The sequence below is a fragment of the Amycolatopsis sp. NPDC114503 genome (genome assembly GCF_055633655.1).
Genome location: NZ_JBVKDT010000002.1, coordinates 753,989 through 778,968 on the forward strand (window position 1 = coordinate 753,989; position 24,980 = coordinate 778,968).

A 24,980-nucleotide genomic window follows, 5' to 3' on the forward strand; every position below is an offset into this window, starting at 1 on the left:
GAGGCCCTCATGTCCGCTCTCCTCTCCCGCCGGACCGCGCTGCTCGCCGCCGGCGCGATCCCGTTGCTCGCGTCCTGCAGCGGCGGCACCACCCGCACCGCGGGCAATCCCGCCTACGCCACGCTCGACCAAGCCGACGCCGTCGCGCGCGGCCCCGTCGGCACCGACCTGCCGGAAACGCCGACGCTGCGCCGGATCCGCGCCCAAGGCGTGCTGCGGCAGTCCGGTTCGGTGACCACGCCCGGGTTCGGCATGATGAACCCGGCGACCGGCAAGATCACCGGGTTCGACATCGGAATCGCCCAGCTGCTGGCCAAATACCTGCTCGGCACGCCCGAGGTGGACACCGTCACCGGCGGCGCCGACACGCGCGAAGCGATCCTGCAGAACCAATCCGTCGATGTCGCCGTCTGTACTTACACGATCAGCAAAAGCCGGGCGCGGCTCGTTTCCTTCGCCGGGCCGTACTACGTCGCGCGCTCCGGCATCGTCGTCGGCGCCGACGGTCCGCAGGTCACCGCCGTCCGCGACCTGGCGGGCAAAGACGTCGCGGTACAGCCTGGCGCGGCGCAGGAAGCGCTGCGGAAGGCGTGTCCGCAGGCGCGCGCGGTGGTGTTCGAGGAGTCGAGCCAGTGCGCCGCCGCGGTACGGCAAGGCCGGGTCCAGGCGTGGTCGGCGAACACCGCGATCCTGCTCGGCAAAGCGGCGGTCGACGCGCGGCTGCGGATGACGCCCGCGACGTACGGCAGCAGCCCGTTCGGCATCGGGCTGCCGAAGGACGATCCGGTGTTCAAGCAGATCGTCGTCGGGTTCCTGCGGCGCATCGCCGCCGACGGGAGCTGGCGGCGGCTGTGGGAACAGACCGTCGGCCCGCTCGTGTCCGGCCCCTCCCCCGAGCCGCCTCTGCCCGGCTCAGTCCCCGGCTCCTGAAGGGAGATCGCCCGTGCTTTCCGGTCATGCTGGGGAAATCCTCGGCGGTTTCACCACCACATTGCTGCTCACCGCGTGCGCCTTTCCGCTCGCGCTCGTCCTCGGCTGCGTCGTCGCGATCTGCCGGATCAGCCCGGTCCGGCCGCTGCGCATCGCCGGCCGGCTTTACGTCGATCTCCTCCGAAACTCGCCCCTGCTGCTCATCGCCGTACTGCTCATCTTCGGGCTGCCGGACGCTGGCGTACTGATTCCGCTGTTCTGGTGTCTCGTGCTCGCGCTCGGCCTCTACTTCGCCGCGTACGTCTGCGAGACCATTCGCTCGGGCATCCGCGCGGTGGATCGGGGGCAGGTCGAGGCAGCCAGGGCGATCGGGCTGCCGTTCCGCCGGGTCGTGCTGGATGTCCTGCTGCCGCAAGCGTTTCGGGCGATGGTGCAGCCGCTGGGCACGATCCTGATCAACGTCGCGCTCGGATCGGCGCTCGGCGCCGCCGTCGGTGTGGACGAACTGACCCTCGAAACCCGCTCGTTCAACCTCGAGACCGCCGAGCCGATCCTGGCCTTCGCCGTCGCGGCCTGCGGGTATCTCGTGATCAACCTGGCCGTCAGCGGGGTCGTGCGGCTCGTCGAGCGAAAGGTCCGGGTGCTCCGGTGAACGACGACATCCTCTTCGACGCGCTCGGCCCGAAGGCCAAAGCCCGGCTGCGCACCGTGTCGATCCTGTGCGGACTCGTGCTGCTCGGACTGCTGACCCTCGTCTTGGTCCGGCTCGGTGCGTCCGGCCAGCTCGATCCGGCCCGCTGGGCGATCCTGGCCGACGGCGCGATGCTGCGATTCCTTTTGCAGGGCTTGGCGATGACGCTGCTGGTCGGCCTGGTGTCCACCGTGCTGTCGGTCGCGATCGGCGTAGTGCTCGCGCTCGGCCGGTTGAGCCGGAAGCGGTGGCTGAGCTGGCCGTCGGCCACCGTGATCGAGTTCTTCCGCGCGATGCCGCTGCTGCTGATCCTGTTCTTCTTCATGTTCGGGCTGCCGCTCCTCGGCGTCCGGGTGCCGATCTTCTGGCAGCTGGTGCTGGCGATCGTCGCGCACGCCGGCGCGATTTTCGCCGAGATCGTGCGGGCCGGGATCCTCGCGGTGGGCCGAGGGCAGAGCGAGGCCGGGCACGCGATCGGCCTGCGGTACTGGGAGACCATGACGTTCGTCGTGCTCCCGCAGGCGGCCCGCGCGCTCGCGCCCGCGCTGATCAGCCAGACCGTGCGGGTGCTCAAGGAATCCAGCCTCGGCTACGTCGTCGGCATCGCCGAACTGCTGAACAACGGCAAGGTGCTCGGCGAGTTCAGCGGCGATTTCATCCAGGCGTACGTCGGGGCCGGGCTGCTCTACATCGTCGTCAACATCGCACTCTCGCGGGTCGCCGAACGGCTCGCGAACCGCAAGAAAACACTCGTCCGGGAGCCTTCGTGACCTCTGCTTTCCCCTCTGCCGCCCCGTCCGAAGCATGCCTCGACGCCCAAGGCGTGCGCGGTTTCCTGCAGCGGCTGACCGCCGACGGGATCTCGCTCGACAGTCTCCTGGTGTACCGGTCGGGCAAACTGGCGTTCGAGCACTACTGGTGGCCGTATCGCGCGGACCGTCCACATACGACACATTCGGCAACGAAGTCCTTTGTCGGCACGGCGATCGGGCTCGCGCTCGACGAAGGTTTGCTCCGGCTCGACGATCATCTGGTTTCGTTCTTTCCGGAACTCACGCCGTCCGACGCTTCGGAGCACCTGCGCGCGATCACCGTCGAAGACCTGCTGACCATGCGGACCGGACACCGCGTCGGCCTGTCCGGCAAAACCTGGCGGCTTCTGAAGACCAGCTGGGTGCGGGAATACCTGCGCACCCCTGTGGATCTGCCGCCGGGCAAGGCATTCACCTACTCCAGCGCGACGTCGCACATGCTGTCCGCCATCGTGCAGCGGACGTCCGGCCACTCAGTGTTCGACTACCTGCAGCCGCGGCTGTTCGAACCGCTCGGTTTCGCCGGGCACAGCTGGGACACCGACCCGGAAGGCATCTGCTCCGGCGGAAACGGCCTCAGCCTGCGCAGCATCGACTTCCTGAAATGGGGCGTGCTGCACCTGCACGACGGACTCTGGCAGGGCGACCGGATCCTGCCGGCGGGCTGGGTGCGCGAGGCCACGGCATGGCACGTCCAGCACGCCGACGCCGGAAACTGGAACGGCACCGAATTCGTCCCGGTTTCCTCGGCCGACAGCGACGAACGCCCGGAAGGCTACGGCTACCAACTGTGGTTAGACGCCGACGGCGGATACCGAGCGTCCGGAATGTTCGGCCAGGACGTCTTCGTACTCCCCCAACACGACGCGGTGATCACCACGACCGGCAGCATCACACACGGCAAGCACCGATTGCTGTCCGGCCTGGTGCACGACCTGCTCGTACCCGCATTCGACGGCACTCCGTCCACTATGGCCGACGCATCGTTGGCTGCCGACCTCGCCACTGCGGCCGCCCCCGCACTTTCACCGACCACCGTTGAGCTTGACGGCCATCGGTACCGCTGCGAGTCCAATGAGGACGGACTCTCGGAGATCTCGTTCACTGTGGACGAAGATGTCCTCATGGTGACTTTGGCCGACGCCCGCGGACGCCATTCAGTCCGCTGTGGACTGTCCACTTGGGTCGAGTCAGACACCGGCGTCAGCACCTGGCAGCTGCACCACTCCTACCAGGCCGAATCGACGCGCGTCCTCGCCGCCGCTCAGTGGCGTACTCTGCAAGAGCTGGTACTGGAGTGGTACTTCGTAGAATCACCGTTCCATGACACGGTCACGATCGAGTTCGTCGACGGGGATTTGCACTGGCACCGCCGCACCAATGTCAACAGCGGCCCGACCGAACGTCCAGTAGTCACGGCGAAGCTCGTCTGACGGCGTACGAAAGTCACCTGCTTACACCTGATCGGACCACTCCGAGGTTTCACCTCACGCGCAGCGAGGTATCGCTCCAGTCGTCGCTATCCGGGACAGGAGGAACCATGCACGCACAACGCGGAGATTGGCTGATAGTAAAGGGAATCCACGTCGACGTACCGGAGCACCGAGGCCGCATCGTGGCCGTAGGCTCGCCGGAAGGCGACCCGCCGTTCACCGTCCGCTGGGAAGGCGCAGACCACGACTCGACCGTCTTCCCGGGCCCCGACGCGATCGTGCTAACCGACGCCGAACTGGCCGCCCAAAACGCACACGACCGCGAACGCTCCGCACATCTGGGAGCGCTGCAGCAAACGCAAGCAGCAGTCCATGAGGGGAACCCTGACGGACGCTGATTCCCCCGGGTTCCCCTCACGACCACCACCAGGCCGCAGGGGACCCCTTCACGTACTCAGATTCCCTCAAGGAGCCCTTCACAGCCCGCCCGCAAACCGCCACCAACGCCCCCCACCCATCGAGGCACCCAGCCCCTCCCCGCACCCCGATACGAAGCTCCCCTGCGGTTCGGGGGTGCTTGTCAAGGCATCTTTCCCGCCTTGACAAGCACCCCCGAACCGTCAGCACAATCAAGCTTCGGGGTGCCCCACGCAACGCACCCACGCGCAATGTCGCCGCCAGGCGACGAGCCGCCCAGCAACCTACCTCCCGATCCGATTCCCCACCCACCGCCCAATCTCGATCAGCCCCACCCCCGCCACCGCACAACACACCGCAGTCAGCGTGTACCCCGCATTACTAGGATCCAGCTCAAAAGTCTCCCGAGTCCAAGGCAGCAGAAACATCAACGCCGAAACCACCGCCATAGTCCCCACCAACGCAGCCTTCCACCACGTATAAGGCCGCGCGACAACCGCCAATACCCACAACGCCAACGCCATCAACGTCATCAACGCCGTAGTACTCGCCTGCACCTGCGCGACATGGCTAGTCGCGCTCCCAGGATGAACCAGGATGTACGACACAAACGACGCCACCCCGATCACGACCCCCGCCGGAACCGCCATCCGCAGCACCCGTCCGACGAACCCACTCCGCGCACGATCATTATTAGGCGCCAACGACAACACGAACGCAGGCAGACCGATCGTAAACCAGCCAACGATCGTCACATGCCGGGGCAGGAACGGATACGGCATCGCATCCAGCCCGATCAACCCAGGCACCCCGACGATCAACGCCAGCAACACCGAATACACGGTCTTGGTGAGGAACAAATTCGCGACGCGTTCAATATTCCCGATCACCCGACGGCCTTCGCCGACAACATACGGCAGAGTCGCGAAAGCATTGTCCAGCAACACGATCTGCGCAACAGACCGCGTCGCCGGACTGCCCGCGCCCATCGCGACCCCGACGTCGGAGTCCTTCAACGCGAGAACGTCGTTGACCCCGTCCCCAGTCATCGCGACGGTATGCCCACGAGCCTGCAACGCCGCGACCATCGCCCGTTTCTGCGCGGGCGTCGCGCGGCCGAACACCGCGGTCTCTTCAAGCTGCGAAGCCAGCTCCCCGGGGTCCTCGGACAGCGTCCGCGCGTCGACCGGAGCCTCGCCGCCGGGCAGCTCCAGCACACGGGCCACGCCGCCGACCGACACCGCGTTGTCGCCCGAAATCAGCTTCACCGCAACGCCTTGGGCGGCGAAGTAGTCCAGCGTCTCGCGGGCGTCGCCGCGGATCTTCTGCTCCAGCACGGCCAGCGCGACCGGCGTGACCTTGCCCGGACCGTCCGGCGCGTCGACGGCGTTCGCCGCGCGGCCGAGCAACAGCACCCGCAGGCCCTGCGCGCCGATCCGTTCCGCTTCCGCGCGCTCCTCCGATTCGGCGGGCAGCAGCACGTCCGGCGCGCCGAGCACCCAGTCGCCGTGCTCGCCGAACGCCGCGCCGCTCCATTTCCGCGCCGACGAGAACGGCACCACGGCGGTCGCCGTCCAGTCCGGCGCGGCCGGGCAGCCCTCGGCGATCGCGGCCAGGCTGGCGTTCGGGCGCGGGTCGGCGGCGGCGAGCGCGGCCAGCACCGTCTCCGGAGCCTCGCCCGCCTCGTGCAGCCGCCGCAGCTCCGACAGCCGCATCGTGTTCTCGGTGAGCGTGCCGGTCTTGTCCGCGCAGACGACGTCCACGCGGGCCAGCCCCTCGATCGCGGGCAGCTCGTTGACCAGGCATTGCCTGCGGCCCAGCCGGATCACGCCGACCGCGAACGCGACCGACGTCAGCAGGATCAGCCCCTCCGGGACCATCGGGACGAGCGCCGCGACCATCCCGCGCAGTGCGGCGGGCAGCGCCTGCGAACCGGAAAGCGCGTTGTAGATCGACAGCGCGCCGGCCGGGATCAGCAGGTACGTGATGACCTTGAGGATCTTGTTGATCCCGTTCCGCAGCTCCGAATCGACCAGCGTGAACCGGCCCGCCTCCTCGGCCAGCTTCGCCGCGTACGCCTCCGAGCCGACCTTCGTCGCCCGGTACGCGCCGTTCCCGGCCACCACGAAACTGCCGGACATGATCGGGTCGCCCGCGTGTTTCACCACCGGGTCCGATTCGCCGGTGAGCAGCGATTCGTCGACCTCGAGCGCGTCCGCGGACAGCACCTCGCCGTCGACCACGACCTGGTCGCCCGCGCCGATCTCGATCACGTCGTCGGCGACGACCTCCTCCGGGGCCAGCTCGCTGCTCGTCCCGTCGCGGCGCACGCGCGGGCGCACCTGGCCGACGATCGCGAGCCGGTCCAGCGTCCGCTTGGCCCGCAGCTCCTGCACGATGCCGACGACGCTGTTCGCCACGATCACCCCGGCGAACAGCCCGTCCAGCAGGAAACCGGTCGAGAAGATGATGACCGCGAGCACCGCGAAGATCGCGTTGATCCGGGTGAAGACATTCGCCCGGACGATGTCCCACGCGCTGCGGCTCGTGCGCGAGGGCACGTCGTTGGTCCGTCCCGCGGCGACCCGCTCGGCCACCTCGGCCGCGGTGAGCCCGCGCGTGCTGTCCTGCGTGAGCAGGCCGTCTTCCCCTGGCATGAGCTCGACCTTACGCAGTTTTCGGGCAACCCCGTCGCGTCCCCGCCCCGGACGGGTCCGCCCGTTCGGGTGACTCGGCGCAGGTCACCGGCCGAGGCGGGACGCGCGGATCTCCCTCGTTCCGATCAGATCGAGGTGCACCTCGCGGCGGGCGAACCGCCATTCGCCGCCGATCTTCGCGTAGCGGTCGAGATAGCGCAGATGCCACACCGCGTCGGCGAAGCGTCCGTCGCGCGGGGTGATGTGGTGGGCGACGCAGGCGATCCTTCCGCGGGCGGTCGCGGGGTCGTCGCCGGGATCGAAGACCGCACCGGTGATGCTGTGCGCGGTCAGCGGCACCTCGTCCAGGACCGACAAAGCCGCTGCGACGCCTTCGGGACCGCGATGCTCCTGCACCGGGCCGAAATCGCGAGGCGGGTCTGGCAGCACGAGCACGCCGTCATCGCCGAACAGCCGGGCGACTCCGGCGAAATCGCGCTCGTCGACGCGGGCGGCGTAACGGTGCACGAGATCGTGCAGCGCCGCCCACTCCTCGACCGGAATCACCAGTCCTGCCACGGGACGATCGTGCGAACCGGTCCGGACAGCAGCACCCGCTCCGCTTCCGGATGCGGCGCGGGCTCCCCTTCCTGCTCCCGTTCGGCGATTCCGCGGCTCACCTCCACCGGATCCTCGTCCAGGTACAGCAGCCGGACCCGCAGCGAACCCGGCTCGCGTTCCTCTTCGGAGCCGATCTTCAGCGTCGAATGCTGCTGCCTGCCGAGGAAGGAGAACGTCCAGGCTCCGGCGACGCCCGGGCAGGTCAGCAGGTCCGGAATCCGGCTCCGGTCCTGCCAGGCGAATTGCGCGTGCGCTTCGCCGCCGTGCGTTTCGGCCAGCTCGGTGACCGTGACGTGCAGGCCGCGGTTCGGCCGGAACGGCAGCGCGTCCGCGGACAGCCGGACGCGCGGCGCGACGTAGCCGAGCACCGGCGTGAAGAACCCCAGCAACGGCCGCCGCACGCCGGGGATCAGCGGTCCGCGGCCCCATTGGAACGAGTCCTCGCCGAGCTTGCGCCACTGCGCCACGCTTTGCTCGTACGGCGGGCGGAACCAGTACATCGCCACGTAGTCGACGCCGGCCAGCTCCGGGCTCGCGGCGCCGTCGCCGGTCCAGGCCCAGCGGTCGCCGTGCGCGACGCCGGGGAGGCGCAGGTTCTCCGGCAGGTGGTCGAGCTGATGCCACTCGTTGTACTCGCGTTTCCGCGCGGCGTCGGCCAGCGCGACGAAGGAGAAAAACGCTCGTTCGGAGAACACCGGGCCGACCTTACGAACAACGGCGCCGCGGCGGCCGCGATCGTCTCGGCGACCGGGACGGGTTCAGCTCAGCCACTGCTTCGGAGGCGGGTACACATACCGCGCGATGGTGGTGCTCACCCAGCCGATGCAGAAGCCGCCGAACACCGGCAGCACGACCTGCACCTCGTGCTTGCCGCGGAGCAGGCCGACGAGCAGGAAGACCAGCGCCCACGCGACGAGCAGCCCGGCGCTGTAGGTCCAGTAGTTCCTCCGCATGGCAAACCTCCCGACACTCTCCTTCGCCAGTGTTCCCCGCGCAGATCTCGATCGCAGGCCCATTGAGGCGGTCTCGGCAAGCTCGAGGTCAGGCCCTACTCCGCGTCCTGGGCCTCGATCAGGCCGAGGTCGCGGACGCAGAAGCCGTGGTGCTCGAAGGTCTCATTGAGCACCGTGCGAAGGCACTGCCGCACGGAGCGGCCCCGGGCGTACGGCGGCCAGACATCGTCGTCGGGCACCGGCGCTGGTGCGGCGAGCTGCGCGGCGGTGACCTCGTCGAGCCAGGCCTCAAGCTCGGCTTCCTGTGCGGCACGCACGCGCACGATCTCGTCAAGGGACGGATCGAGCGAGCGGTCCAGCCCGTGCGCTTCGCGGTAGGGCTCGGCATCCGGCCCGATGCCCATCGGCGTGAACAGCTCCGTCGAGCCAAGACAGCAGCGGCGGAACCACGAGTCGTGGACGAAGACCAGGTGGCGCATCGTCTGTACCGCCGACCACTCGTCGTTCACGCTCCGGCGCTCGATGCCGGGCGTACGCCGGATGCGCTCGACGGTGGCGGCCCAGCCGGCCCGGAGCTGACGCGCTGCCTCGCGCAGATCGGCAGGGTCCTCGGAGCGGACCAGCACCCGCACCGGATGCCGCCGGTCCAGCTCCGCCTCGACGTACTCGCCGACCTCGACCCCGTTCACCACGAGGTTGGAGACGAGCCCGTCGATCACAGCGTCCTGCATGACGACGCCGATCAGGCGCGCCCCGGTCAGATCGCACTCGCGGAACTCCGCGCCGTTCAGGTCCTCGTCGACATACCGTTTCATGCTCCGCATCCTAGGTCCGGGCACCGACAAAAACGGGTTCCCCGGCTTGCCGGAGGATCTTCCTGGCTGCTCGTCCGCGCCGTCGCCTCCGCCGCGCCTGTCACCGCCGCTCCCCGACGCCCCGCTGGATCTCACGCAGTTCACGACCAGCCCCTGCGGCCTGATGACCTCTCACCAGCTGGCCATGTTCTTCGTCGACAATCAGGCCAATCGAGCCCCGTGACCGGTCAGGCCAGCACGCAGTCCCCGCATTTCGGACCGTCGCGATCCGGCGTCGCGCGATAGAACAGGCAGCAGCTGCGACGCCGAAACCGACCGTCCTCCCGAGTCGCAGTACCGGCAAGCTCCGGCAATTCCTCCAGCGCGGCAACGATTCCGGCGACCCGATCAGTCCACTCTGGACGCTCGGACCGCAACACCGTCACCGCCCCGTTCAGCGCCGAAGCCACATTCCCCCGCCGGACATTCTCCGCCAGCGAGAACTGCGCCATCGCCTTGTCCAACCGCGCCAACGGACCGCGCAGCACCCGTTCCGCAAAGGCAGCGACCACATCGGACTCAACCGGCGGATTCTCCGTCAAGGACAACGGAAACGCACCGCCGAGTTTCGGCTGCCACCAAGCCGTCGAGTAGTCCGGAACCGCGCCTGCCCCGACAGCTTGGCCTAACGCGGGCGAGATGAGCCGCGCCGCGAGCCCGAGATGCGCGATCGACGCCGCGACCCGCACTTCGACGAAATCGCCGCCGAGCACGGCCCGGTTCTGCGCGATCCGTTCGCGCAGAACCGGGCCGTCGTCGAGGACTTCGGACAGCGGACGCCACGGCGAGGCCGGTTCCTCGGCCGAATGCGTGTCGACGGCGAAGAACGGGCCCAGTCCGGTCAGCGGGTTCACGCCTCGACGGTAACCGCGCGCCCGCGGTCGAGCACGCGTTCGGCGAGCGGGCCGAACACGAGCGCGATGGTCGCCCAGAGGATGACCTGCGCCAGCACCGAGTAGAGCCGGAATCCGACGAGCGTGTCGGCGGGGAATCCGGGGTACACGATCTGGCCGTCCGGACCCTTGAGCGGCAGCGGGGTTTCGCTGGTCTGCGGGCCGTACTCGGCGACGTTGCTGGCCAGCGACCCGAGCGACGGCAGCAGCGCCATCAGGAGCGCGGACAGCACGACGAACCCGGCGCCCGCGACGAGGGTCGCGTTCCAGTTGCCCAGCTTCGGCGCGAGCCGTTTGCCCACGACGACGGCCGCGACCAGGAAGACCACCGACGCGACGACCATCGTCAGGTAGAGCCCGGTGCGCGCGCCGATGGTGGCCTCGTGCCCGACCGCCGGCGGGTTGGCCGGGTATTTCAGGAACGGCACGAGGTACAGCGACAGGAAACCGGCCCCGGCCACGAGCACCGCCAGCACCCGCGCGCGGATCCGGCCGACGCGGCCCAGCAGCACGGTGTAGGTCACCGCGAACAGCAGGCCCATCGCGACCCCGAAGAGCACCATGCCGAGCCCGATGCCGAGGTTGCCCTGCACCGCACGGCTGAAGATCTCGTGGCCCTCGTGCTCGGTCGGCACGCCGGCGGCCTTGTCGAGCGCCATCTGCGCCTCGTCGCGGCCGGATTCGTAGTCGATGGCCGCCTGGGTCAGCGGTTCGGCGAAGACCCGGGCGAAGACGAACGCCAGCAATCCGCCCAGCGCTCCGGCGAGGAGGCCGCGCAGAATCAGCTTGTTCTGCATTGTTCGGTTGTCCGTTCCGGGCGCGTCAGTGGCAGGGGAAGCCGAGGAAGTGCCGCGCGTCGTGGACGAACTCGTGCACGTGGGTGTCGCTGCCGAAGATCGAGACCGCGCCCTGGTCGACGCCGATGAAGTAGTACAGCAGCAGCGCGCCGACGATGGTGGCGCCGAGCAGCAAAGCGGCTTTCGACACGGGCAAGACGACCGGGGTGGACCGGTCGGCCGGAATGGTGGCCATGGCTCTCCTTCGGGATGACGCGTCCCTTGCGGGTGGACCTGACGACGGCTCCTCGACCTGACTTGCCCGGGATGGGCACACAGTGGCGCGACCGTGCCGGAATCTCACCGGCTTCGGGAAGCCGTCGCGCGAGCAGCACGGTACGGCGGTGTCCGGCCGGTCGTCAATCGACCGAGGGTCCGACGTGTCGCTTATCGCCTGGTTTGCCCAGCCGGTGTGCGCGGGGTCGCACCGAACGGAGCAAGGCCGCTCACGCGGGGTTGCGGTAGAAGGCCAGGTGCTCGGGGCACAGGTAAAGCGTCAGTCCCTCCGGCGTGTCGTAGCGCGACAGGCCGCCCCATTCCTCGTCCGGGTCGAGTTTGCCGAGCATCGCCTTCAGCGCGCGGAAGTCCGCGTCGGTCTTCGCGTGCGGCTCCGGAAGGTCGTCGTCGGACCGGTCCGCACCGGGCAGCACGCGCTCGCGGTGCAGGTCCTTCGGCAGCTGCGCGGCCAGCTCCTTCATCAGGTCGGTGTCGGATTTCAGCTGCTCGTTCAGCACGCCGGCAGCGACCCCGAGCGCCGGCCCGGCCAGCGGCGCGGCGTGTTTGAGCACCCGGATGAGATGCTCCAGGTACGGCCCGAGCTTCACGAACCACTCGTGCGGCTGCGAAACCGGGTAGACGCCCTTGTCGCCGTCCAGCCGATGCCAGGCGCCGGGTTCCTCGCAATAGAGGTGGATCTCGTACGGCGAGCCGGTGATCCGCCGCCGCCCGGCCGGGACGACCGCGAACACGCTGGGGCAGCGGGCTTCCTGCTGGTGCTGCGCGAGCCGTTGCAGGCGAAGGAACATCCGCTGGTGGTAATCGCTCTGCTCCTCCAGCCGCTCGCCGAACTGCTCGACGGTCCGGGTCAGCTGCTCCATGGACGCGCGCGTCGAATCGCGCTCGGCCGGCGAGAGGCCGAACAGCAGCTCCGGCACCGAAACCTGCTCGCCGGAGCGATGGCATTCGATCTCGTGCTTGGGCGGCGTGCGCTCCAGCCGGGCGCGGAGGTTCTCGTAGTCGAACAGCTCCGGGCAGTCCGGCTCGCACCGGCACGGCACGCGGCGCGTGATGTCCAGGCCGGGAAAGCGTTCCAGGGTCAGGTTGAGGCCCTCGTCCAGCACCATGAAGAACCCGACCGGCGACGGCCCGCGCACGGTCAGCTCGACGGTGTTGTGCTGGCGATCCGCGCTGACGAGCGCGAGATGGCGGCCGTCGCGGTGGCCGAGCAGCGCGCCGGTGCGCCAATGCACGTCGCGGCTGAACCGGTGCGACCGTGCGATGAACCAGGTCGGAATGCCCGGCGGCATGGTGTTGAGCCGGTAGATGACCTTGATCTGCTGGGAATTCTCCCGCGCGGCCGCCCATTGCGGTTCGTAGTCCGGCGGATTCCACTGCAGCCGCTCGACGACCAGGCTGAGGTCTCCCCCGCCGCTCGACTCGACGCGGTAGGACAGGTCGTATTTGTCCATCATGCCGAGGAAATGGTCGCGGATCCCCTTGTCGAGGTCGTGCCACAGCGCGGTCAGGTGTTCCCTCGTGAGCAGCCCGTGCTTTTCGGCGACCTCGTCGCTGTCCAGGACGCGGCTGATGTAGTCGTTGACCCACGACGGCCGCAGCACGACCGTTTCCTGCAATTCGGGATCCTCCGGGTAATAAAGGATGTCGCCGAGTTCGTGCAGCGCCCGCGCGATGAACCGGCTCGGCTCAGCACCGGTGACCCCGGCTTTAGCCATGCTCTGCCACATCCGGCCGACGGTGATGTGGTTCTCCTGGGTCTGCCGCACCGCGTCCGCGGCGGCCAGCCACGACGTCGGCCATTCCGAACCCATGAGCGGCAATTCCGCCGCATGCCGTGCGAGAAGGTCGCGGAGTTCTCCGACACCGTCGCGTGTCGCGTTGTCCACGTGCACACTCGCGACGATTCTCAGGTATTTCGCCCGCAATTCGGCGAGCGGCAGATCCACCGGACGGCCGTGAATGTGCGTGGCCACCAGAACGATCGGCGATTCCGGCGCGCGGGCAGTGATAATGTCGAGCCAGTAGTGGAGTTTGCCTTGTTCCCAGCCCAGTCGCGAATTCCACAGGAGGACGAAGAGGGAACGGTTGGTGAGGAAGAACTGATGGGTGGCGTGGTAGATCTGCTGGCCGCCGAAATCCCAGGTGCTCAGGCGCATCCGGACGTCGCGGCCCGGATGGTCCAGTTCGAGGTCCCGGACGAGGAGGCCGTGCGTGGAGGGTTCATCGGGGTCGTGCGCGTCTTCGGCGAGGGCCCGGACAAGGGAGGTTTTGCCTACGCCGCCTTCGCCTACTACGAGGAGTTTCGAGACCCATTGGGCGGTGCTTCCGCGCTCGCATTCACGGAGGAATTCGAGGACGGATTCGGAACCGCTGGCGGTGATTTCCGGGGGCGGGCTGATGAAGGGGTTTCCGGAGACGCTGAGGGTGGCGAGGTTGGGGAGTTCGGCGAGGGCGGAGGGGAGACTGCGGAGGTGGTTGTCGGAGAGGAGGAGGGTGGTGAGGCGGGTCAGGTGCGGGAGAGTTTCGGGGAGGGCGGTGAGTTGGTTGCCGCGGACGTCCAGGCTTTGAAGACCAGCGACGTGTCCCAGGGACTCCGGGAGTTCGGTCAGCGAGTTCTCCGCCACGGACAAATTGCTCAGGCTCACGAGCTTGTCGAGATGCGCCGGGAGGGCGCGCAGCTGATTGACCGACAGGTCGAGCATTTCGAGGCTGGCCAGGTCGGTCAGGCTGTCCGGCAGGTCCGCGAGATCGTTCCGCCCGGCTCGCAGCCACCTGAGCTTGGCGAGAGCGCCGATCTTCGCCGGAAGCGCGCGTAGCTGGTTGCCTCCCAAGGACAAGCTGGTGAGAGCCGTCAACTCGCTCAGCCACTCAGGCACCGCGGCGAGTTCGTTGTTGCTGACTTCGAGAAATCGCAATCTCGTGAGCTGAGCCAACGTGTCCGGCAGCTCGCCGAGCGAACACCGGGCGAGGTACAGACTGCGAAGCCCGGCCAGCCCGCCGAAGTCGAAAGCGGTCAAGTCCAGCGGGTTCCCGTCGGCCGAGAGGTAGCGCAACCCGCCGAAGTCCTCCAGCCACGAGGGCAGCTCGGTGATCCCGATGTCGTCGAACTCGAGCATGACGAGACCGGTCAGCTCGCCCACCACGTCCGGCAGCCGGTTCAGCGGATTCGCGCTGATCCGCAGATCGGTCAACGCCTGGCACGAACCCAGCCACTGCGGCAGTTCGGCGATCTGGTTGTTCCGCACGGAAAGCGACATCAGGTGTTTCAGCCCGGCGAGCTCCGCGGGGAGGACGGCCAGCTTGTTGTTGTCCAGCCGCACGTCGGTCAAGCTCTCGAGTTCCGGAAACCAGCCGGGAAGCTCCGCGATCCGGTTGCCGCTCAGGTCCAGTCCGTCGAGCCGACGCAAGCCGCGCACGCAGCCGGGCACCGCGTCGAGGTCGCAGCGAGCCAGGTCCAGCCTCGTCAGCGCCGGGAAATCGCCCAGCCATTCCGGCACCCCGCTGAGACGGTTGTCCCCCAGCGACAGCTCGCGAAGGTCGGAGCACTGGCGCACCCAGCTCGGCACCTCCGCGATCCGATTGACGAGAACGGAAAGAACGCGCAGATTGACGAGCGGGCCGGGCAGCTGTGCCAGCCGGTTGAAGTTCATCCGCAGTTCGGTCAGCCCGGTCAGGCGGCCGAAAGAACCGGGAAGGTCCGGCAACTGGTTCGAGGACAGCTGGAGGATCTGCAGCGACGTCAGGTCCCCGAACCAGTCGGGCAGCTCTTTCAGCCCGCAATTGCCGAGGCTCAGCTCGGTCAGCTCGGTCGCCCGCAGCCACGACGGCAGCTCGGCCAGCGGCAAGGAGTCGAGGTGCAGCGTGGTGAGCTGGGCCAGCTCGCCCAGCCAGTCCGGCAGTTCGGCGAGCTGGGTGTTGTCGAGCCTGAGCTGCACGAGGCTCTCGAGCCGAGCCAACCAGCCCGGCAGCTCGCGCAGCGGATTGTCGTTCAACCACAGGACTTCGAGCCCGCGCAACCCGTTCAGCCACTGCGGCAGCTCGGTGAGACCGCATCCGCCGGCGCCGAGCGTGACCAGTCCGGTCAGCTCGCCGAGCCACCCGGGAAGTCCGCGCAGCAGGTTGTTGCCCAGATACAGCCGACGGAGATCGCGCAGGCCGCGCAACGACTCCGGCAGCTCGGCCAAGCGGTTGTCGTTGATCCACAAGGCTTTCAGCGCGGTCAGCTCGCCGAGCCACTCCGGCAGCCCGGTCAATTCGTTCCGGTCGACGTACAGCCCCGTCAGGCCGGTGCAGCCGCGGACCCATCCGGGCACCTCGCCCAGCGCGAGGTCGCTCAGGGCCAGCGTCGTCAGCCCGGTCAGGGTCGCCAGGTGGTCGGGCAGCTCCGGGAGCGGGTTCGACGCGAGGCGCAGTTCCCGGAGCCCGGACGGCAGCCGCGGCACCGTGCGCAGCCGGTTCCGCGCGACGTTCAGCACGGTCAGCTTCTCCAGGCCGCCGATCCAGTCCGGCAGCTCGGCCACCTGGTTTCCGTCCAGGTCGAGCCGGGTGAGGCGGTCCAGCCCGGCGACCCACCCGGGAACCTCGGCCAGGCGCAAACGGACCAGGCTGAGTTCCGTCAGCCCGTTCGCTTCGCCCAGCCAAGCGGGCACCTCGGCCAGCGGGTTGTCGTCGAGGTACAGCTCGACGAGCGGCAGGCCACGCATCCAGTGCGGCAGCTCGGTCAGCAGGTTGTCATGCAGGTACAGCTTCGCCAGGCCGGGGATCTCGCCGAGCCAGCCCGGGAGGCTCTCGAGCCTATTGCCGTCCAGATCGAGCCGGACCAGGTTCGGCAAGCCGCGCACCCACTCCGGGACGCTGGCCAGCCCGCAGCTGCCCAGGTCCAGCATCCGCAGGCTGGTGATCCCGCCGAGCCACTCCGGCGGCTCGACGGGGTTCCCGCTGACGAACAGCTCGGCCAGCTCCAGCCCGGCCATTGATCGAGGCAGTTCGACGAGCCGGTTCTCGTTCACCTCGAGGCTGCGGAGACCGGCCATCGTCCCCAGCCACTCCGGCAACCGCACCAGGCGGTTGCGGCGGAGGTCCAGCTCCCGCACCGGAAGCCCCGCGAGCCATTCCGGCAGCTCGCGCAAGAAGTTGCCCTCCAGCACCAGCTTCTCGAGGCCGCCGATCTCCGCCACCCTGGGCGGGACCTCCGTCAGCTGCAGCCCCCGCAGATCCAGCGTCGTCTCCTCGGCGGCGAGCGCGGCGTCGATGCGGCGGTTCGCGTCCTCGGTCCCCATGGGGCAAGTCAATCAGGTTCGCGCGCGAAGCGTTGCGCGTCCGGCGGGAAAGCTATACCGTGCCTGAACTAGAACAGGTTATAGTTTCGGCGGTGCGCGGGACGAGGAGCGGACATGGCAGCCAGGGTGGCCCGGAGCAACGAAGCCGACTACGTGGTCGTCGGGTCGGGCAGCTCGGGAGCTGCCGTCGCCGGACGGCTTGCGGAGTCCGGGGCCAGCGTGATCGTGCTCGAAGCGGGCAAGAGCGACGAGCAGCTGCTGTTGCGCAAGCCGGGGCTGGTCGCCCCGCTGCACGCGGTGCCCCAGCTGAAGCGGACGAGCGACTGGGGGTTCTACTCCGTCCCGCAGAAACATGTTCTCGATCGGCGCATGCCGGTGCCGCGCGGGAAGGTGCTCGGCGGCTCCAGTTCGGTCAACGGGATGGTCTACGTCCGCGGCAACCGGGCGAATTTCGACTCCTGGGCGGCCGAGGGCAACACCGGCTGGGACGCCGACAGCGTCAACGCCGCGTACAAGCGCATGGAGGACTTCGAGGACGGCGAGAACGCCTTCCGCGGCGCGGGCGGGCCGATCAAGATCACCCGCAACAAGATCCCGCAGGAAGGCACGCTGCAGTTCCTCGACGCGACGGCCGACGCGATCGGCTGCGAGATCATCGACGACTACAACGGCGAGTCGCAGGAAGGCGTCAGCCGGATGCAGCAGAACGCTGCCGACGGCCTCCGCTACAGCGCCTCGCGCGGCTATCTGCACCACCTCGCGCCCCGGACGCTCGAGATCCAGTCCCGCGTGTTCGTGCGGAAAGTGGTGGTCGAGAACGGCCGCGCGACCGGGGTCGAGGTGACCGACGCAGGCGGCAAGCACCGCACGATCCGGGCGGGCAAGGAGGTCATCCTCGCCGCCGGGTTCGTCGGGTCGCCGCAGCTGCTGATGCTGTCCGGGATCGGGCACGCCGAGCATCTCAAGGAGCACGGCATCGACGTGCTCGCGGATCTGCCGGTCGGCGACAACCTGCACGACCACATGTTCCACGCGCTGACGTTCCAGGTGTCGTCGTGCAAGAACAAGGGCACCGCGCCGTATTTCGCCCGCGGGATGGCCCGCGAGCTGCTCAAGCCGGGTTCGACGTTCCTGGCGAACTCGGTGTTCGAGGCGCTCGCGTTCCTCAAGACGTCGCAAGCCGACACGGTGCCGGACCTGCAGCTGCACCTGCTGCCGTGGGCGTACGTTTCGCCGAACCAGGACGCGCCGATCCGGCATGCAGTCGACAAGCGGCCGGCGCTGACCGTCCTCACCACGCTCATCTACCCGAAGAGCCGCGGCACGATCCGGCTCGCCTCGGCGGATCCGGCCGCGACGCCGCTCATCGACCCCCAGTACCTCGCGGACCCGGCCGACCTCGAAGTCCTCGGCGAGGGGTCCGAGATGGTGCGCGAGATCTTCGCGTCGGGGGCGTTCAAGGGTTCCGTCAACGAGGAGATCCACCCGGGCAAGCACCTGCGCGGCCAGGAATTGCGCGACGCGATCCTCAACCGCGCGACGTCGGTGTACCACGGTGTCGGCACCTGCCGGATGGGTGTGGACGACCTGGCCGTCGTCGGACCGGACCTCAAGGTGCGCGGCGTGGACGGGCTGCGGGTCTGCGACGCCTCGATCATGCCGTCGATCACCGGCGGCAACACCAACGCGCCCTGCATCATGATCGGCGAAATGGGCGCGCAGCTGGTTCTTTCCGGCAACTGAGAAGGAGCGGAAGACCATGACCCTCACCCCGGTCCGGCCCACTCGCCCGGCCTCGGCGACCGACGAGTTCCTCCGGCAGCTCGTCGCGCGCGTGCCGGGCTCGGGCGGCGCGGTGTGGCCGCTCACCGAGGTCTACACCGGCGACGTCCTGGTGGATCTGCCGCAGTCGACGCCCGCTGACATCGAGCAGGCGTTCGCCACCGCGCGGGCGGCACAGGCGAAATGGGCCGCGACGCCGGTCAAGCAGCGGCTCGCGGTGTTCCGGCGGGCGCATTCGCTCTTCATCGACCGCGCGCGGACGATCGCCGACCTGATCCAGGTCGAAAGCGGCAAGAACCGGCGGATGGCGATCGAGGAAACGTGCGATCCGCCGATGATCATGAGCCATTACCTGCGGCGGGCGCCGAAACTGCTGGCTCCGACGCGGCGCGGCGGACCGGTGCCGCTGGTGTCGTCGTCGACCGAGATCCGGGTGCCCAAGGGCGTCGTCGGCATCATCGCGCCGTGGAATTTCCCTTTCGCCACCGGTATTTCCGATGCCGTTCCGGCGCTGATGGCGGGCAACGCGGTGGTGTTGAAGCCGGACAACAAGACCGCCCTTTCGCCGCTGTACGGCGTGCAGTTGCTGGAAGAAGCCGGGTTGCCGAAGGGCCTGTTCCAGGTCGTGTGCGGCGAGGGTCCGGACGTCGGCCCGACCCTGATCGGCCAGGCCAACTACGTGATGTTCACCGGATCCACCGCGACTGGCAAGGTGATCGGCGAACAGGCGGGCCGGAACCTGATCGGCTGCTGTCTCGAACTCGGCGGCAAAAACCCGATGATCGTGCTGCCGGACGCCGATCTCGCCGACGCCGCGGCGGGCGCGGTGTTCGGCGCGTTCGGCAACACCGGGCAGATCTGCATGCACATCGAGCGGATCTACCTGCCGGAATCGCGCTACGAGGAATTCAAGGAAGCCTTTGTCGCCAAGGCTTCTTCGTTGGACGTACGGGCGGCTTACGATTTCGGGCCGGAAATGGGATCGCTGGTTTCGGTGGACCACCTGAACCGGGTAAAGTCCCATGTGGACGATGCGGTTTCCCAGGGAGCCACCGTACTGTGCGGCGGACGTCCCCGCCCGGACCTGGGCCCGGCGTTCTTCGAGCCGACCATCCTGGAAGGCGTTACGAAGGACATGCTGTGCGGGGTCACCGAAACCTTCGGTCCCGTGGTGGCGTTGCACCGGTACCGGACGGTGGACGAGGCCGTCGAGCTGGCGAATGACACCGACTACGGGCTGAACGCTTCGGTGTGGGGCAAGGATCTTCGCGCGGCTTCCGCGGTGGCTGCTCGGTTGGAGACGGGCAACGTCAACGTGAACGACAGTCTGGCGACGGCGTATGCCGCCAAGGGAACGCCCTCTGGTGGGGTGAAGACGTCCGGAGTCGGTGCCCGGCACGGGGATCAGGGGCTGTTGAAGTACACCGATGTGCAGAACCTGGCAGTGTTGAAGAAGCCGGTGATGAGCCCTCGGCCGGGACAGAAGTACGAGAAGTACGTGGAAGGAATGCTGTCCGGGCTGAAGATGATGCGGCGGTTCAGGATCCGGTAACGTCCGCAATGGACTGACGCACGACCCGGGTCACCTTTCCGTCCGCTTCGGTCAGCGCGCTGAGCCGGGCCCGTCGCGTCAACAGCCCGCCCAGGACCAGATCGACCAGCTGCGCGCCCACCTGCTCCGCGGACACCGGGCCCTCCGGGTCGAACCACGTCCACGCCCATTGCGCCGAGCCGAAGATCAGCAGGCTCTGCACCTCGACGTCGCACGAGCGGAACTCCCCCGCCGCGACCCCTTCGGACAACACCGCCCGGACCAGATCGAGGTATTCCGCGCGCATCCGGCGACCCTCAGCCATCGCCTCGTGGTCGGCGAGCCGGACGACCTCGCGCTGGAACGCGACGGTCGCCTCCCGGTCCACCACCTGGTACAGCACGAACGCCTGCAGCAGCCCGGCCAGTTGCTGGGTCGGCGTCGCGAGGCGCTCGCGGATCAGCGCGGCCTCGGCGAGCCTGCGGCGCATGTACGACTCGTGCAGCGCGGCGAGCAGCCGGTCCTTCGTGCCGAAGTGGTGCACGATCGTGCCCTTCGACAGCCCCAGCTCGGCGGCGATGTCGGAGAAGTTCGCGGCGTCGTATCCGCGTTCGGCGACGTAGCGGGTGAACGTCGCCAGGATGTCCCCGGCGCGGCCTTTGGGTGGCATCGGCCCACTGTAACCGAAAGTTTGACCACTGACCGTCCGTACGGTTACCTTCGTCGGGGTCCCCGGCGACGAAGGAGTCACGGCATGGCATCGAGCTTGGCGCACTGGATTGCCCGGCGCAGCACCGTCACCCCGGAGTCGATCGCCCTCGTGGCCGCGGAGACCGGAGAACGGATCACGTACGCCGACCTCGAACAGCGGGTCGCGCGGCGGGCGGCGGCGCTGCGCGGGCTGGGCGTGCGCAAGGGCGACCGGGTGGCCTTGCTGGGGTTGAATTCCACCGGCTACCTCGAAACGCTCTTCGCGGTCGCCTGGCTCGGCGCGATCACGCTGCCGATCAATTTCCGGCTCGCGGCGGCCGAAATCGAATACCTTCTCGACGACGCCCGGCCAGTGGTCGTGGTGCACGACGACACCTTTGCCGCGCTCGCCCGGGAAGCCTCCGGCGGTCGAATGCTGGTCGACAACAGCGAACTGTCCCAAGAGGACCGCGTCGAACCCGAACCGACCGGGCCGGACGACGTCGCGGTGCTGATGTACACCTCCGGCACCACCGGACGGCCCAAGGGCGCCATGCTCACCCACGGCAATCTGGAGGCGAACGCGATCAACGTGCTCACCTCCGGGGAAGGCCTGCTCCCGTCCGACATCACGCTGACGGTCGCCCCGCTTTTCCACATCGGCGGGCTGGCGCTGTTCACCCTGCCGTTGCTGTACGCGGGCGGCACCGTGGTGGTCGCCGGGAAGTTCGATCCACAAGAGACACTCGCGCTGATCGAGCAGGAGAAGGCCACCGTCCATTTCATGGTGCCCGCGATGTGGGCGGCGATGACGCAGGTCCCGGACTTCGATTCCTACGACCTTTCCCGCTTGCGCTACCTGTTGTGCGGCGGTGCGCCGTGCCCGTTGCCGGTGATCGAGTTCTACGAGGGCAAGGGATTGACCTTTGTCGAGGGTTTCGGGATGACCGAACTCTCCCCCGCCGCGCTGGTGCTGGAATCGGCGTTCGTGCGCTCGCACGCCGGGTCCGTCGGACGGCCCTTCCTGCACGTCGAGGCGCGGATCGTGGACGAACGCGACGACGACGTCCCCACCGGAACGGTCGGCGAACTGGTCCTGCGCGGCCCGAACGTCTTCGCCGGCTACTGGGGCCTGCCCGAAGCGAGCGCCGAAACCCTGCGCGGCGGCTGGTTCCACTCCGGTGACCTCGCCCGCTGCGACGCGGACGGCTTCGTGACTTTGGTGGACCGCAAGAAGGACATGATCATTTCCGGCGGGGAGAATGTCTATCCGATCGAGGTCGAGCAAGTCCTGCACCGGCATCCGGGCATCGCCGACGTCGCGGTGATCGGCGCGCCGGATCCGCAGTGGGGAGAAACCGTGGTGGCGGTGGTCGTTCCGGCCGACGACTCGCTCGACGGGGACGCGGTGATCGCCTATTGCCGGGAGCGGATCGCCGCTTTCAAGTGTCCCCGCCGAGTCGAGGTGGTCGCCGAGCTTCCTCGCAATGCCACGGGGAAGTTGCTCAAGCGCGAACTCCGCGCGCGATACACCGGCTCCGGCGAATCGGTTTCCCGGTAGTACGCAAGGGGAACCCTCAGGGAATCAGCGTCCGTCAGGGTTCCCCTCACGGCACGTCACCGAGCTCAGATGAACCGCCACAGATGGTCCGGTGTCCCGTTGTCGTCCCACTGCGTCACCTGCGCACCGTCCGCAGTGGACTGCTGGTCCACCGCCATCACCTTTCCGCTGTGGACATTCACCAGCTTCCACCACCCGCCGCCGGCGTCCACGATGCGCCACAGGTGATCCGGCGTTCCGTTGTCCTGGAACTGCTGCACGTGCGCGCCGTTGTCGAGGCTTTGATTGTGCACCGCGAGGACCTTGCCGCTGTTGCGGTTCATGATCCGCACTGTCCCGTCACCGCTGTCCACGACCGTCCACACGTGATCGACCGTGCCGTTGTCCTGCCACTGCGTCACGTCAGCAGCGTCCGAAAGCGACATATCCTGCACCGCAAGCAGTTTTCCGGACCGCTGGTTCTGAATCCGCCGCCACGAAGTCGCCGAGGCAGCCGGGCGCGGCAGCAAAGCCAGGTACCCAGCGGCGACCGGACGGGCCTGGAAACCGGACTGCCTGGCATCAGCGACGAAGTACCAGTCCGAGAACGGAACCCTCGAACCGGTGGTGTTGGCGAAACTGTAGACGCCTTCGATGAGCGTCGCACGGATGTCAGTGTGGTCGGTCAGCCAGGCGGCCGTCCACAGTTCCCAATCGGCCTTCGTGTAGTCGTGGCGCGGGTCCAGCGGGACGCCGTGCGCGCCCCGCTTTGACTGGTACCAGGCGGCTTCCCGCGCGGCAGTGCCGAGCGGAACCAGGTCGAGGCCCAGCAATCGGTCCGCGAAACCGTTGTACTTCAGGCTCCACGTGCCCGGCTGGTCATACGCCATCCGCAGGTGCGAACCGTCATCGGCCAGCGTCGTCCACTGGCTGATGTAAGAACGCGAAATCGAGCGGTACCGCGAGGCGTCGGCGGAATTGCCGGCGACATCGGCGAGAACGGCCATCGCGCCGACGCCGACGATGCCCTTCAACGCGAGGTTGGCGCTGTGCGCGATCCAGCCGGTGAAGTCGTCGGTCTGGTTCTGGTTCCCCGGGTCGAGAGTGTTTCCGACCAGGTATTCCGCCCATTGCCGCAGGATTCCGTAGTGCGCGTTGACGAACGCCTTCGCCGCCGCGGAATCCAGGCGCTGCGCCACGGCGGCGGACATGATCAGCATGTTGGCCGATTCCTCGACCGGCATGCTCTCCTCGTTGCCGTCGTTGTGCCCGGCCGCGTTCGGATAGGACGCGCCGATGTCGTGTTCCGAGAACGTCATCGGCCAGCCGCCGTGTTCGGCGTAGTCGAGGACCGGTTCCAGCAGCAGCCGCACGAAGTCCGGCGAGAAGTGGAGGTATCCGGGCAGCGCGGGGTAGATCACGTCCACTGTGGACACGTTGCCGCTGGACGAGATCTCCTTCAGGAACGCCCACGGCGAGCCGTTCCGGTCGACCAGTTCGGTGCCGCCGAACGCCTGCCGCAAGGCGAGCGCGCAGATCGCCGCGTAGTGGTCGCCCGTGCCGCCCCCGCCGGCCGCGGCGGACGCTTCGTTGTCGATCCGCTGGTCCAGAGCGATACCGGCGGCGAGCGCGGCCGGGTAGTCGGCGTGGAACCACGCGACCATGTCCTGCCACGACGACCAGTAGTGCGTCCACCACGGCGCCAGCTGCGCGCCGAGGTAGCTGACCGCGGGCGTGCGGACGTGTCCGATGGCCACCACCAGCGGATCGGCCGCCGCGCCCGGCTGGATCGTGCCGATGTCTTTGGCGAACGCGAGAACCGGCCAGCGGTCGCTGATCGCCCGCGGCTGGTCCGGATCGCTGGTCCCGGGCAGTGCTCCCCCGTTTGCGGACGTCGCGCGCACGACAGTGTCCTGCCCGATCTGCCAGCTCACGCCAGACGAAGGCGCCGCGACCACGAGCGAACCCCAGCGCGGCTGGTCGTGCCCGTCCTCGGCGAGCACACCGGGCGAAGCGGCCTGGACGCTCAGCGACGTGATGCCGCCGGATTCCTGCCGCTGCCAGCCGACCGGCGTGCCCGAATCCCATTGCAGCCACTCGGCCGACGTGTCGAAATGCAGCGAAACGGCGTGCGCCCGGCCGTCGGTGCTCGCGGCGGCGATAGTGACGTACCCGAACGGCACGCACTGGCGCTGGAGGTTGCCGGGATCCACCGGCGAGAAGAAGGTGACCGTGAGGGTCACGCCGCCGCCGGAGAGTTCGTAGATCGAGCGGGTTGCGGTGACCTGCAAGGAGTTCTGCGACATCGGCGTCAAGCTCGGGCCGGACGGCAGCTGCGGCGCACCGGCGAACACGTACGCGCTGCCGTCGATCCGGGCGATCCCGCACAGCGCGGTGATGTGCCCGGTCCAGAACGTGGACCAGGTGCCGGGCAGGTTGTCCGCGGCCTGCCAGGTCGAGAGGTACGGCGAACGCACGACGAGCGGGGTCGCGGGCGGGCGCAACGGGTTCAGCGTGCCCGCCGGGGCGGCCGAGGCGGTGGACTGGACCAGTTCCGGAGCGCACCAGAGCGCGGCGGCCGCGGCCGCGCCGGTGCCCGCCCAGCGCAGGGCGTCGCGGCGGCTGACTTCGCGGGGACGTTCGGAGGAGGACATCGACAGCTTCTTTCGGTCAGATGCCGGACACGGGAGAGAAGAAACCGAGCGACCTCAGTGTCGCACCGCGATACAACGTTGTAAATCTGCCGAAAGCACTGACTGGAAGTGTCTGATTCCGGACAGAATTTGTCAGTGCGGGAGGCCTTCCGGCCCGGCGACGGCGTCCGCGCGGATCCGCCGTGCCGCCG

19 protein-coding genes and 1 riboswitch are annotated in these 24,980 nt (G+C 68.3%); of the genes, 8 read left to right on the top strand and 11 right to left on the bottom strand.

Translation table 11 applies throughout. The features are described 5' to 3' along the window. Positions 1 to 9: 9 nt before the first annotated feature. The 5 genes from ACZ7OI_RS11315 to ACZ7OI_RS11335 all read left to right on the top strand — a co-directional run bounded on the left by ACZ7OI_RS11315 (position 10) and on the right by ACZ7OI_RS11335 (position 4,264). Positions 10 to 930, top strand: a complete 921-nt coding sequence (locus tag ACZ7OI_RS11315) for a transporter substrate-binding domain-containing protein (protein ID WP_470264053.1) — start codon at positions 10 to 12, stop codon at positions 928 to 930. 13 nt (positions 931 to 943) lie between these two features. Next, positions 944 to 1,582 (top strand): amino acid ABC transporter permease, encoded by a 639-nt coding sequence (locus tag ACZ7OI_RS11320; protein WP_470264054.1) that lies wholly within the window; start codon positions 944 to 946, stop codon positions 1,580 to 1,582. After that, positions 1,579 to 2,391 (top strand): amino acid ABC transporter permease, encoded by an 813-nt coding sequence (locus tag ACZ7OI_RS11325; protein ID WP_470264055.1) that lies wholly within the window; start codon positions 1,579 to 1,581, stop codon positions 2,389 to 2,391. The genes ACZ7OI_RS11320 and ACZ7OI_RS11325 overlap by 4 nt, the downstream gene beginning before the upstream one ends. Then, positions 2,388 to 3,866 carry a serine hydrolase domain-containing protein gene (locus tag ACZ7OI_RS11330; RefSeq protein WP_470264056.1) on the top strand — a complete coding sequence of 493 codons (1,479 nt, stop codon included), beginning with the start codon at positions 2,388 to 2,390 and terminating at the stop codon, positions 3,864 to 3,866. Before ACZ7OI_RS11325 ends, ACZ7OI_RS11330 begins: the two co-directional genes overlap by 4 nt. Before the next feature lie 107 nt (positions 3,867 to 3,973). Beyond that, positions 3,974 to 4,264 (top strand): DUF1918 domain-containing protein, encoded by a 291-nt coding sequence (locus ACZ7OI_RS11335; RefSeq protein WP_470264057.1) that lies wholly within the window; start codon positions 3,974 to 3,976, stop codon positions 4,262 to 4,264. Positions 4,265 to 4,567: 303 nt separating this feature from the next. Here ACZ7OI_RS11335 and ACZ7OI_RS11340 read toward each other — a convergent pair whose 3' ends face one another. The 9 genes from ACZ7OI_RS11340 to ACZ7OI_RS11380 form a co-directional block, all read right to left on the bottom strand. Then, positions 4,568 to 6,940, bottom strand: a complete 2,373-nt coding sequence (locus tag ACZ7OI_RS11340) for an HAD-IC family P-type ATPase (protein ID WP_470264058.1) — start codon at positions 6,938 to 6,940, stop codon at positions 4,568 to 4,570. Between the two features lie 84 nt (positions 6,941 to 7,024). Next, positions 7,025 to 7,498: a nuclear transport factor 2 family protein gene (locus tag ACZ7OI_RS11345; protein WP_470264059.1), complete on the bottom strand. Its 474-nt coding sequence runs from the start codon at positions 7,496 to 7,498 to the stop codon at positions 7,025 to 7,027. Further along, the gene (locus tag ACZ7OI_RS11350) at positions 7,483 to 8,235 is read right to left on the bottom strand and encodes a hypothetical protein (RefSeq protein ID WP_470264060.1); all 753 of its coding nucleotides are present in this window, start codon (positions 8,233 to 8,235) and stop codon (positions 7,483 to 7,485) included. The genes ACZ7OI_RS11345 and ACZ7OI_RS11350 overlap by 16 nt, the downstream gene beginning before the upstream one ends. Positions 8,236 to 8,298: 63 nt before the next feature. After that, a complete protein-coding gene (locus ACZ7OI_RS11355) occupies positions 8,299 to 8,493 on the bottom strand; it encodes a hypothetical protein (protein WP_470264061.1) in 195 nt (64 codons plus the stop codon). Positions 8,494 to 8,588: 95 nt separating this feature from the next. Next, positions 8,589 to 9,308, bottom strand: coding sequence for a DinB family protein (locus ACZ7OI_RS11360; protein ID WP_470264062.1), 720 nt, complete (start codon positions 9,306 to 9,308; stop codon positions 8,589 to 8,591). Positions 9,309 to 9,535: 227 nt separating this feature from the next. After that, positions 9,536 to 10,201, bottom strand: a complete 666-nt coding sequence (locus ACZ7OI_RS11365; RefSeq protein ID WP_470264063.1) for a (2Fe-2S)-binding protein — start codon at positions 10,199 to 10,201, stop codon at positions 9,536 to 9,538. Then, positions 10,198 to 11,037 carry a CbtA family protein gene (locus ACZ7OI_RS11370; protein WP_470264064.1) on the bottom strand — a complete coding sequence of 280 codons (840 nt, stop codon included), beginning with the start codon at positions 11,035 to 11,037 and terminating at the stop codon, positions 10,198 to 10,200. The genes ACZ7OI_RS11365 and ACZ7OI_RS11370 overlap by 4 nt, the downstream gene beginning before the upstream one ends. A 25-nt stretch (positions 11,038 to 11,062) precedes the next feature. Next, the gene (locus ACZ7OI_RS11375) at positions 11,063 to 11,272 is read right to left on the bottom strand and encodes a CbtB domain-containing protein (protein ID WP_009077103.1); all 210 of its coding nucleotides are present in this window, start codon (positions 11,270 to 11,272) and stop codon (positions 11,063 to 11,065) included. Positions 11,273 to 11,314: 42 nt separating this feature from the next. Further along, a riboswitch (adenosylcobalamin (AdoCbl) riboswitch) is annotated at positions 11,315 to 11,399 on the bottom strand. A gap of 123 nt (positions 11,400 to 11,522) precedes the next feature. Then, positions 11,523 to 16,592 carry a leucine-rich repeat domain-containing protein gene (locus ACZ7OI_RS11380; protein ID WP_470264065.1) on the bottom strand — a complete coding sequence of 1,690 codons (5,070 nt, stop codon included), beginning with the start codon at positions 16,590 to 16,592 and terminating at the stop codon, positions 11,523 to 11,525. A 114-nt stretch (positions 16,593 to 16,706) separates the two neighbouring features. Between ACZ7OI_RS11380 and ACZ7OI_RS11385 the strand changes: the two genes are divergently transcribed. Next, positions 16,707 to 18,335 (top strand): GMC family oxidoreductase, encoded by a 1,629-nt coding sequence (locus ACZ7OI_RS11385; RefSeq protein ID WP_470264066.1) that lies wholly within the window; start codon positions 16,707 to 16,709, stop codon positions 18,333 to 18,335. 16 nt (positions 18,336 to 18,351) lie between these two features. Continuing rightward, on the top strand, positions 18,352 to 19,926 hold the full coding sequence (locus ACZ7OI_RS11390; RefSeq protein ID WP_470264067.1) for a succinic semialdehyde dehydrogenase: 1,575 nt from the start codon (positions 18,352 to 18,354) through the stop codon (positions 19,924 to 19,926). Here the strand turns inward: ACZ7OI_RS11390 and ACZ7OI_RS11395 are convergent. Beyond that, positions 19,913 to 20,575, bottom strand: coding sequence for a TetR/AcrR family transcriptional regulator (locus ACZ7OI_RS11395; RefSeq protein ID WP_470264068.1), 663 nt, complete (start codon positions 20,573 to 20,575; stop codon positions 19,913 to 19,915). The genes ACZ7OI_RS11390 and ACZ7OI_RS11395 overlap by 14 nt on opposite strands. 84 nt (positions 20,576 to 20,659) lie before the next feature. Here ACZ7OI_RS11395 and ACZ7OI_RS11400 point away from each other — a divergent pair, with 84 nt between their 5' ends. Continuing rightward, positions 20,660 to 22,156, top strand: a complete 1,497-nt coding sequence (locus ACZ7OI_RS11400) for an acyl-CoA synthetase (RefSeq protein ID WP_470264069.1) — start codon at positions 20,660 to 20,662, stop codon at positions 22,154 to 22,156. Positions 22,157 to 22,221: 65 nt separating this feature from the next. Here the strand turns inward: ACZ7OI_RS11400 and ACZ7OI_RS11405 are convergent, their stop codons facing one another. Continuing rightward, the gene (locus tag ACZ7OI_RS11405; RefSeq protein ID WP_470264070.1) at positions 22,222 to 24,789 is read right to left on the bottom strand and encodes a glutaminase domain-containing protein; all 2,568 of its coding nucleotides are present in this window, start codon (positions 24,787 to 24,789) and stop codon (positions 22,222 to 22,224) included. Positions 24,790 to 24,980 lie beyond the last annotated feature (191 nt).

Excerpts from the sequence above, each read along its gene's own strand:
- ACZ7OI_RS11315 (WP_470264053.1), top strand. The coding sequence starts at position 10 with ATGTCCGCTCTCCTCTCCCGCCGGACCGCGCTGCTCGCCGCCGGCGCG.
- ACZ7OI_RS11335 (WP_470264057.1), top strand. The coding sequence starts at position 3,974 with ATGCACGCACAACGCGGAGATTGGCTGATAGTAAAGGGAATCCACGTC.
- ACZ7OI_RS11340 (WP_470264058.1), bottom strand. The coding sequence starts at position 6,940 with ATGCCAGGGGAAGACGGCCTGCTCACGCAGGACAGCACGCGCGGGCTC.
- ACZ7OI_RS11355 (WP_470264061.1), bottom strand. The coding sequence starts at position 8,493 with ATGCGGAGGAACTACTGGACCTACAGCGCCGGGCTGCTCGTCGCGTGG.
- ACZ7OI_RS11360 (WP_470264062.1), bottom strand. The coding sequence starts at position 9,308 with ATGAAACGGTATGTCGACGAGGACCTGAACGGCGCGGAGTTCCGCGAG.
- ACZ7OI_RS11370 (WP_470264064.1), bottom strand. The coding sequence starts at position 11,037 with ATGCAGAACAAGCTGATTCTGCGCGGCCTCCTCGCCGGAGCGCTGGGC.
- ACZ7OI_RS11375 (WP_009077103.1), bottom strand. The coding sequence starts at position 11,272 with ATGGCCACCATTCCGGCCGACCGGTCCACCCCGGTCGTCTTGCCCGTG.
- ACZ7OI_RS11380 (WP_470264065.1), bottom strand. The coding sequence starts at position 16,592 with ATGGGGACCGAGGACGCGAACCGCCGCATCGACGCCGCGCTCGCCGCC.
- ACZ7OI_RS11385 (WP_470264066.1), top strand. The coding sequence starts at position 16,707 with ATGGCAGCCAGGGTGGCCCGGAGCAACGAAGCCGACTACGTGGTCGTC.
- ACZ7OI_RS11390 (WP_470264067.1), top strand. The coding sequence starts at position 18,352 with ATGACCCTCACCCCGGTCCGGCCCACTCGCCCGGCCTCGGCGACCGAC.
- ACZ7OI_RS11395 (WP_470264068.1), bottom strand. The coding sequence starts at position 20,575 with ATGCCACCCAAAGGCCGCGCCGGGGACATCCTGGCGACGTTCACCCGC.
- ACZ7OI_RS11400 (WP_470264069.1), top strand. The coding sequence starts at position 20,660 with ATGGCATCGAGCTTGGCGCACTGGATTGCCCGGCGCAGCACCGTCACC.
- ACZ7OI_RS11405 (WP_470264070.1), bottom strand. The coding sequence starts at position 24,789 with ATGTCCTCCTCCGAACGTCCCCGCGAAGTCAGCCGCCGCGACGCCCTG.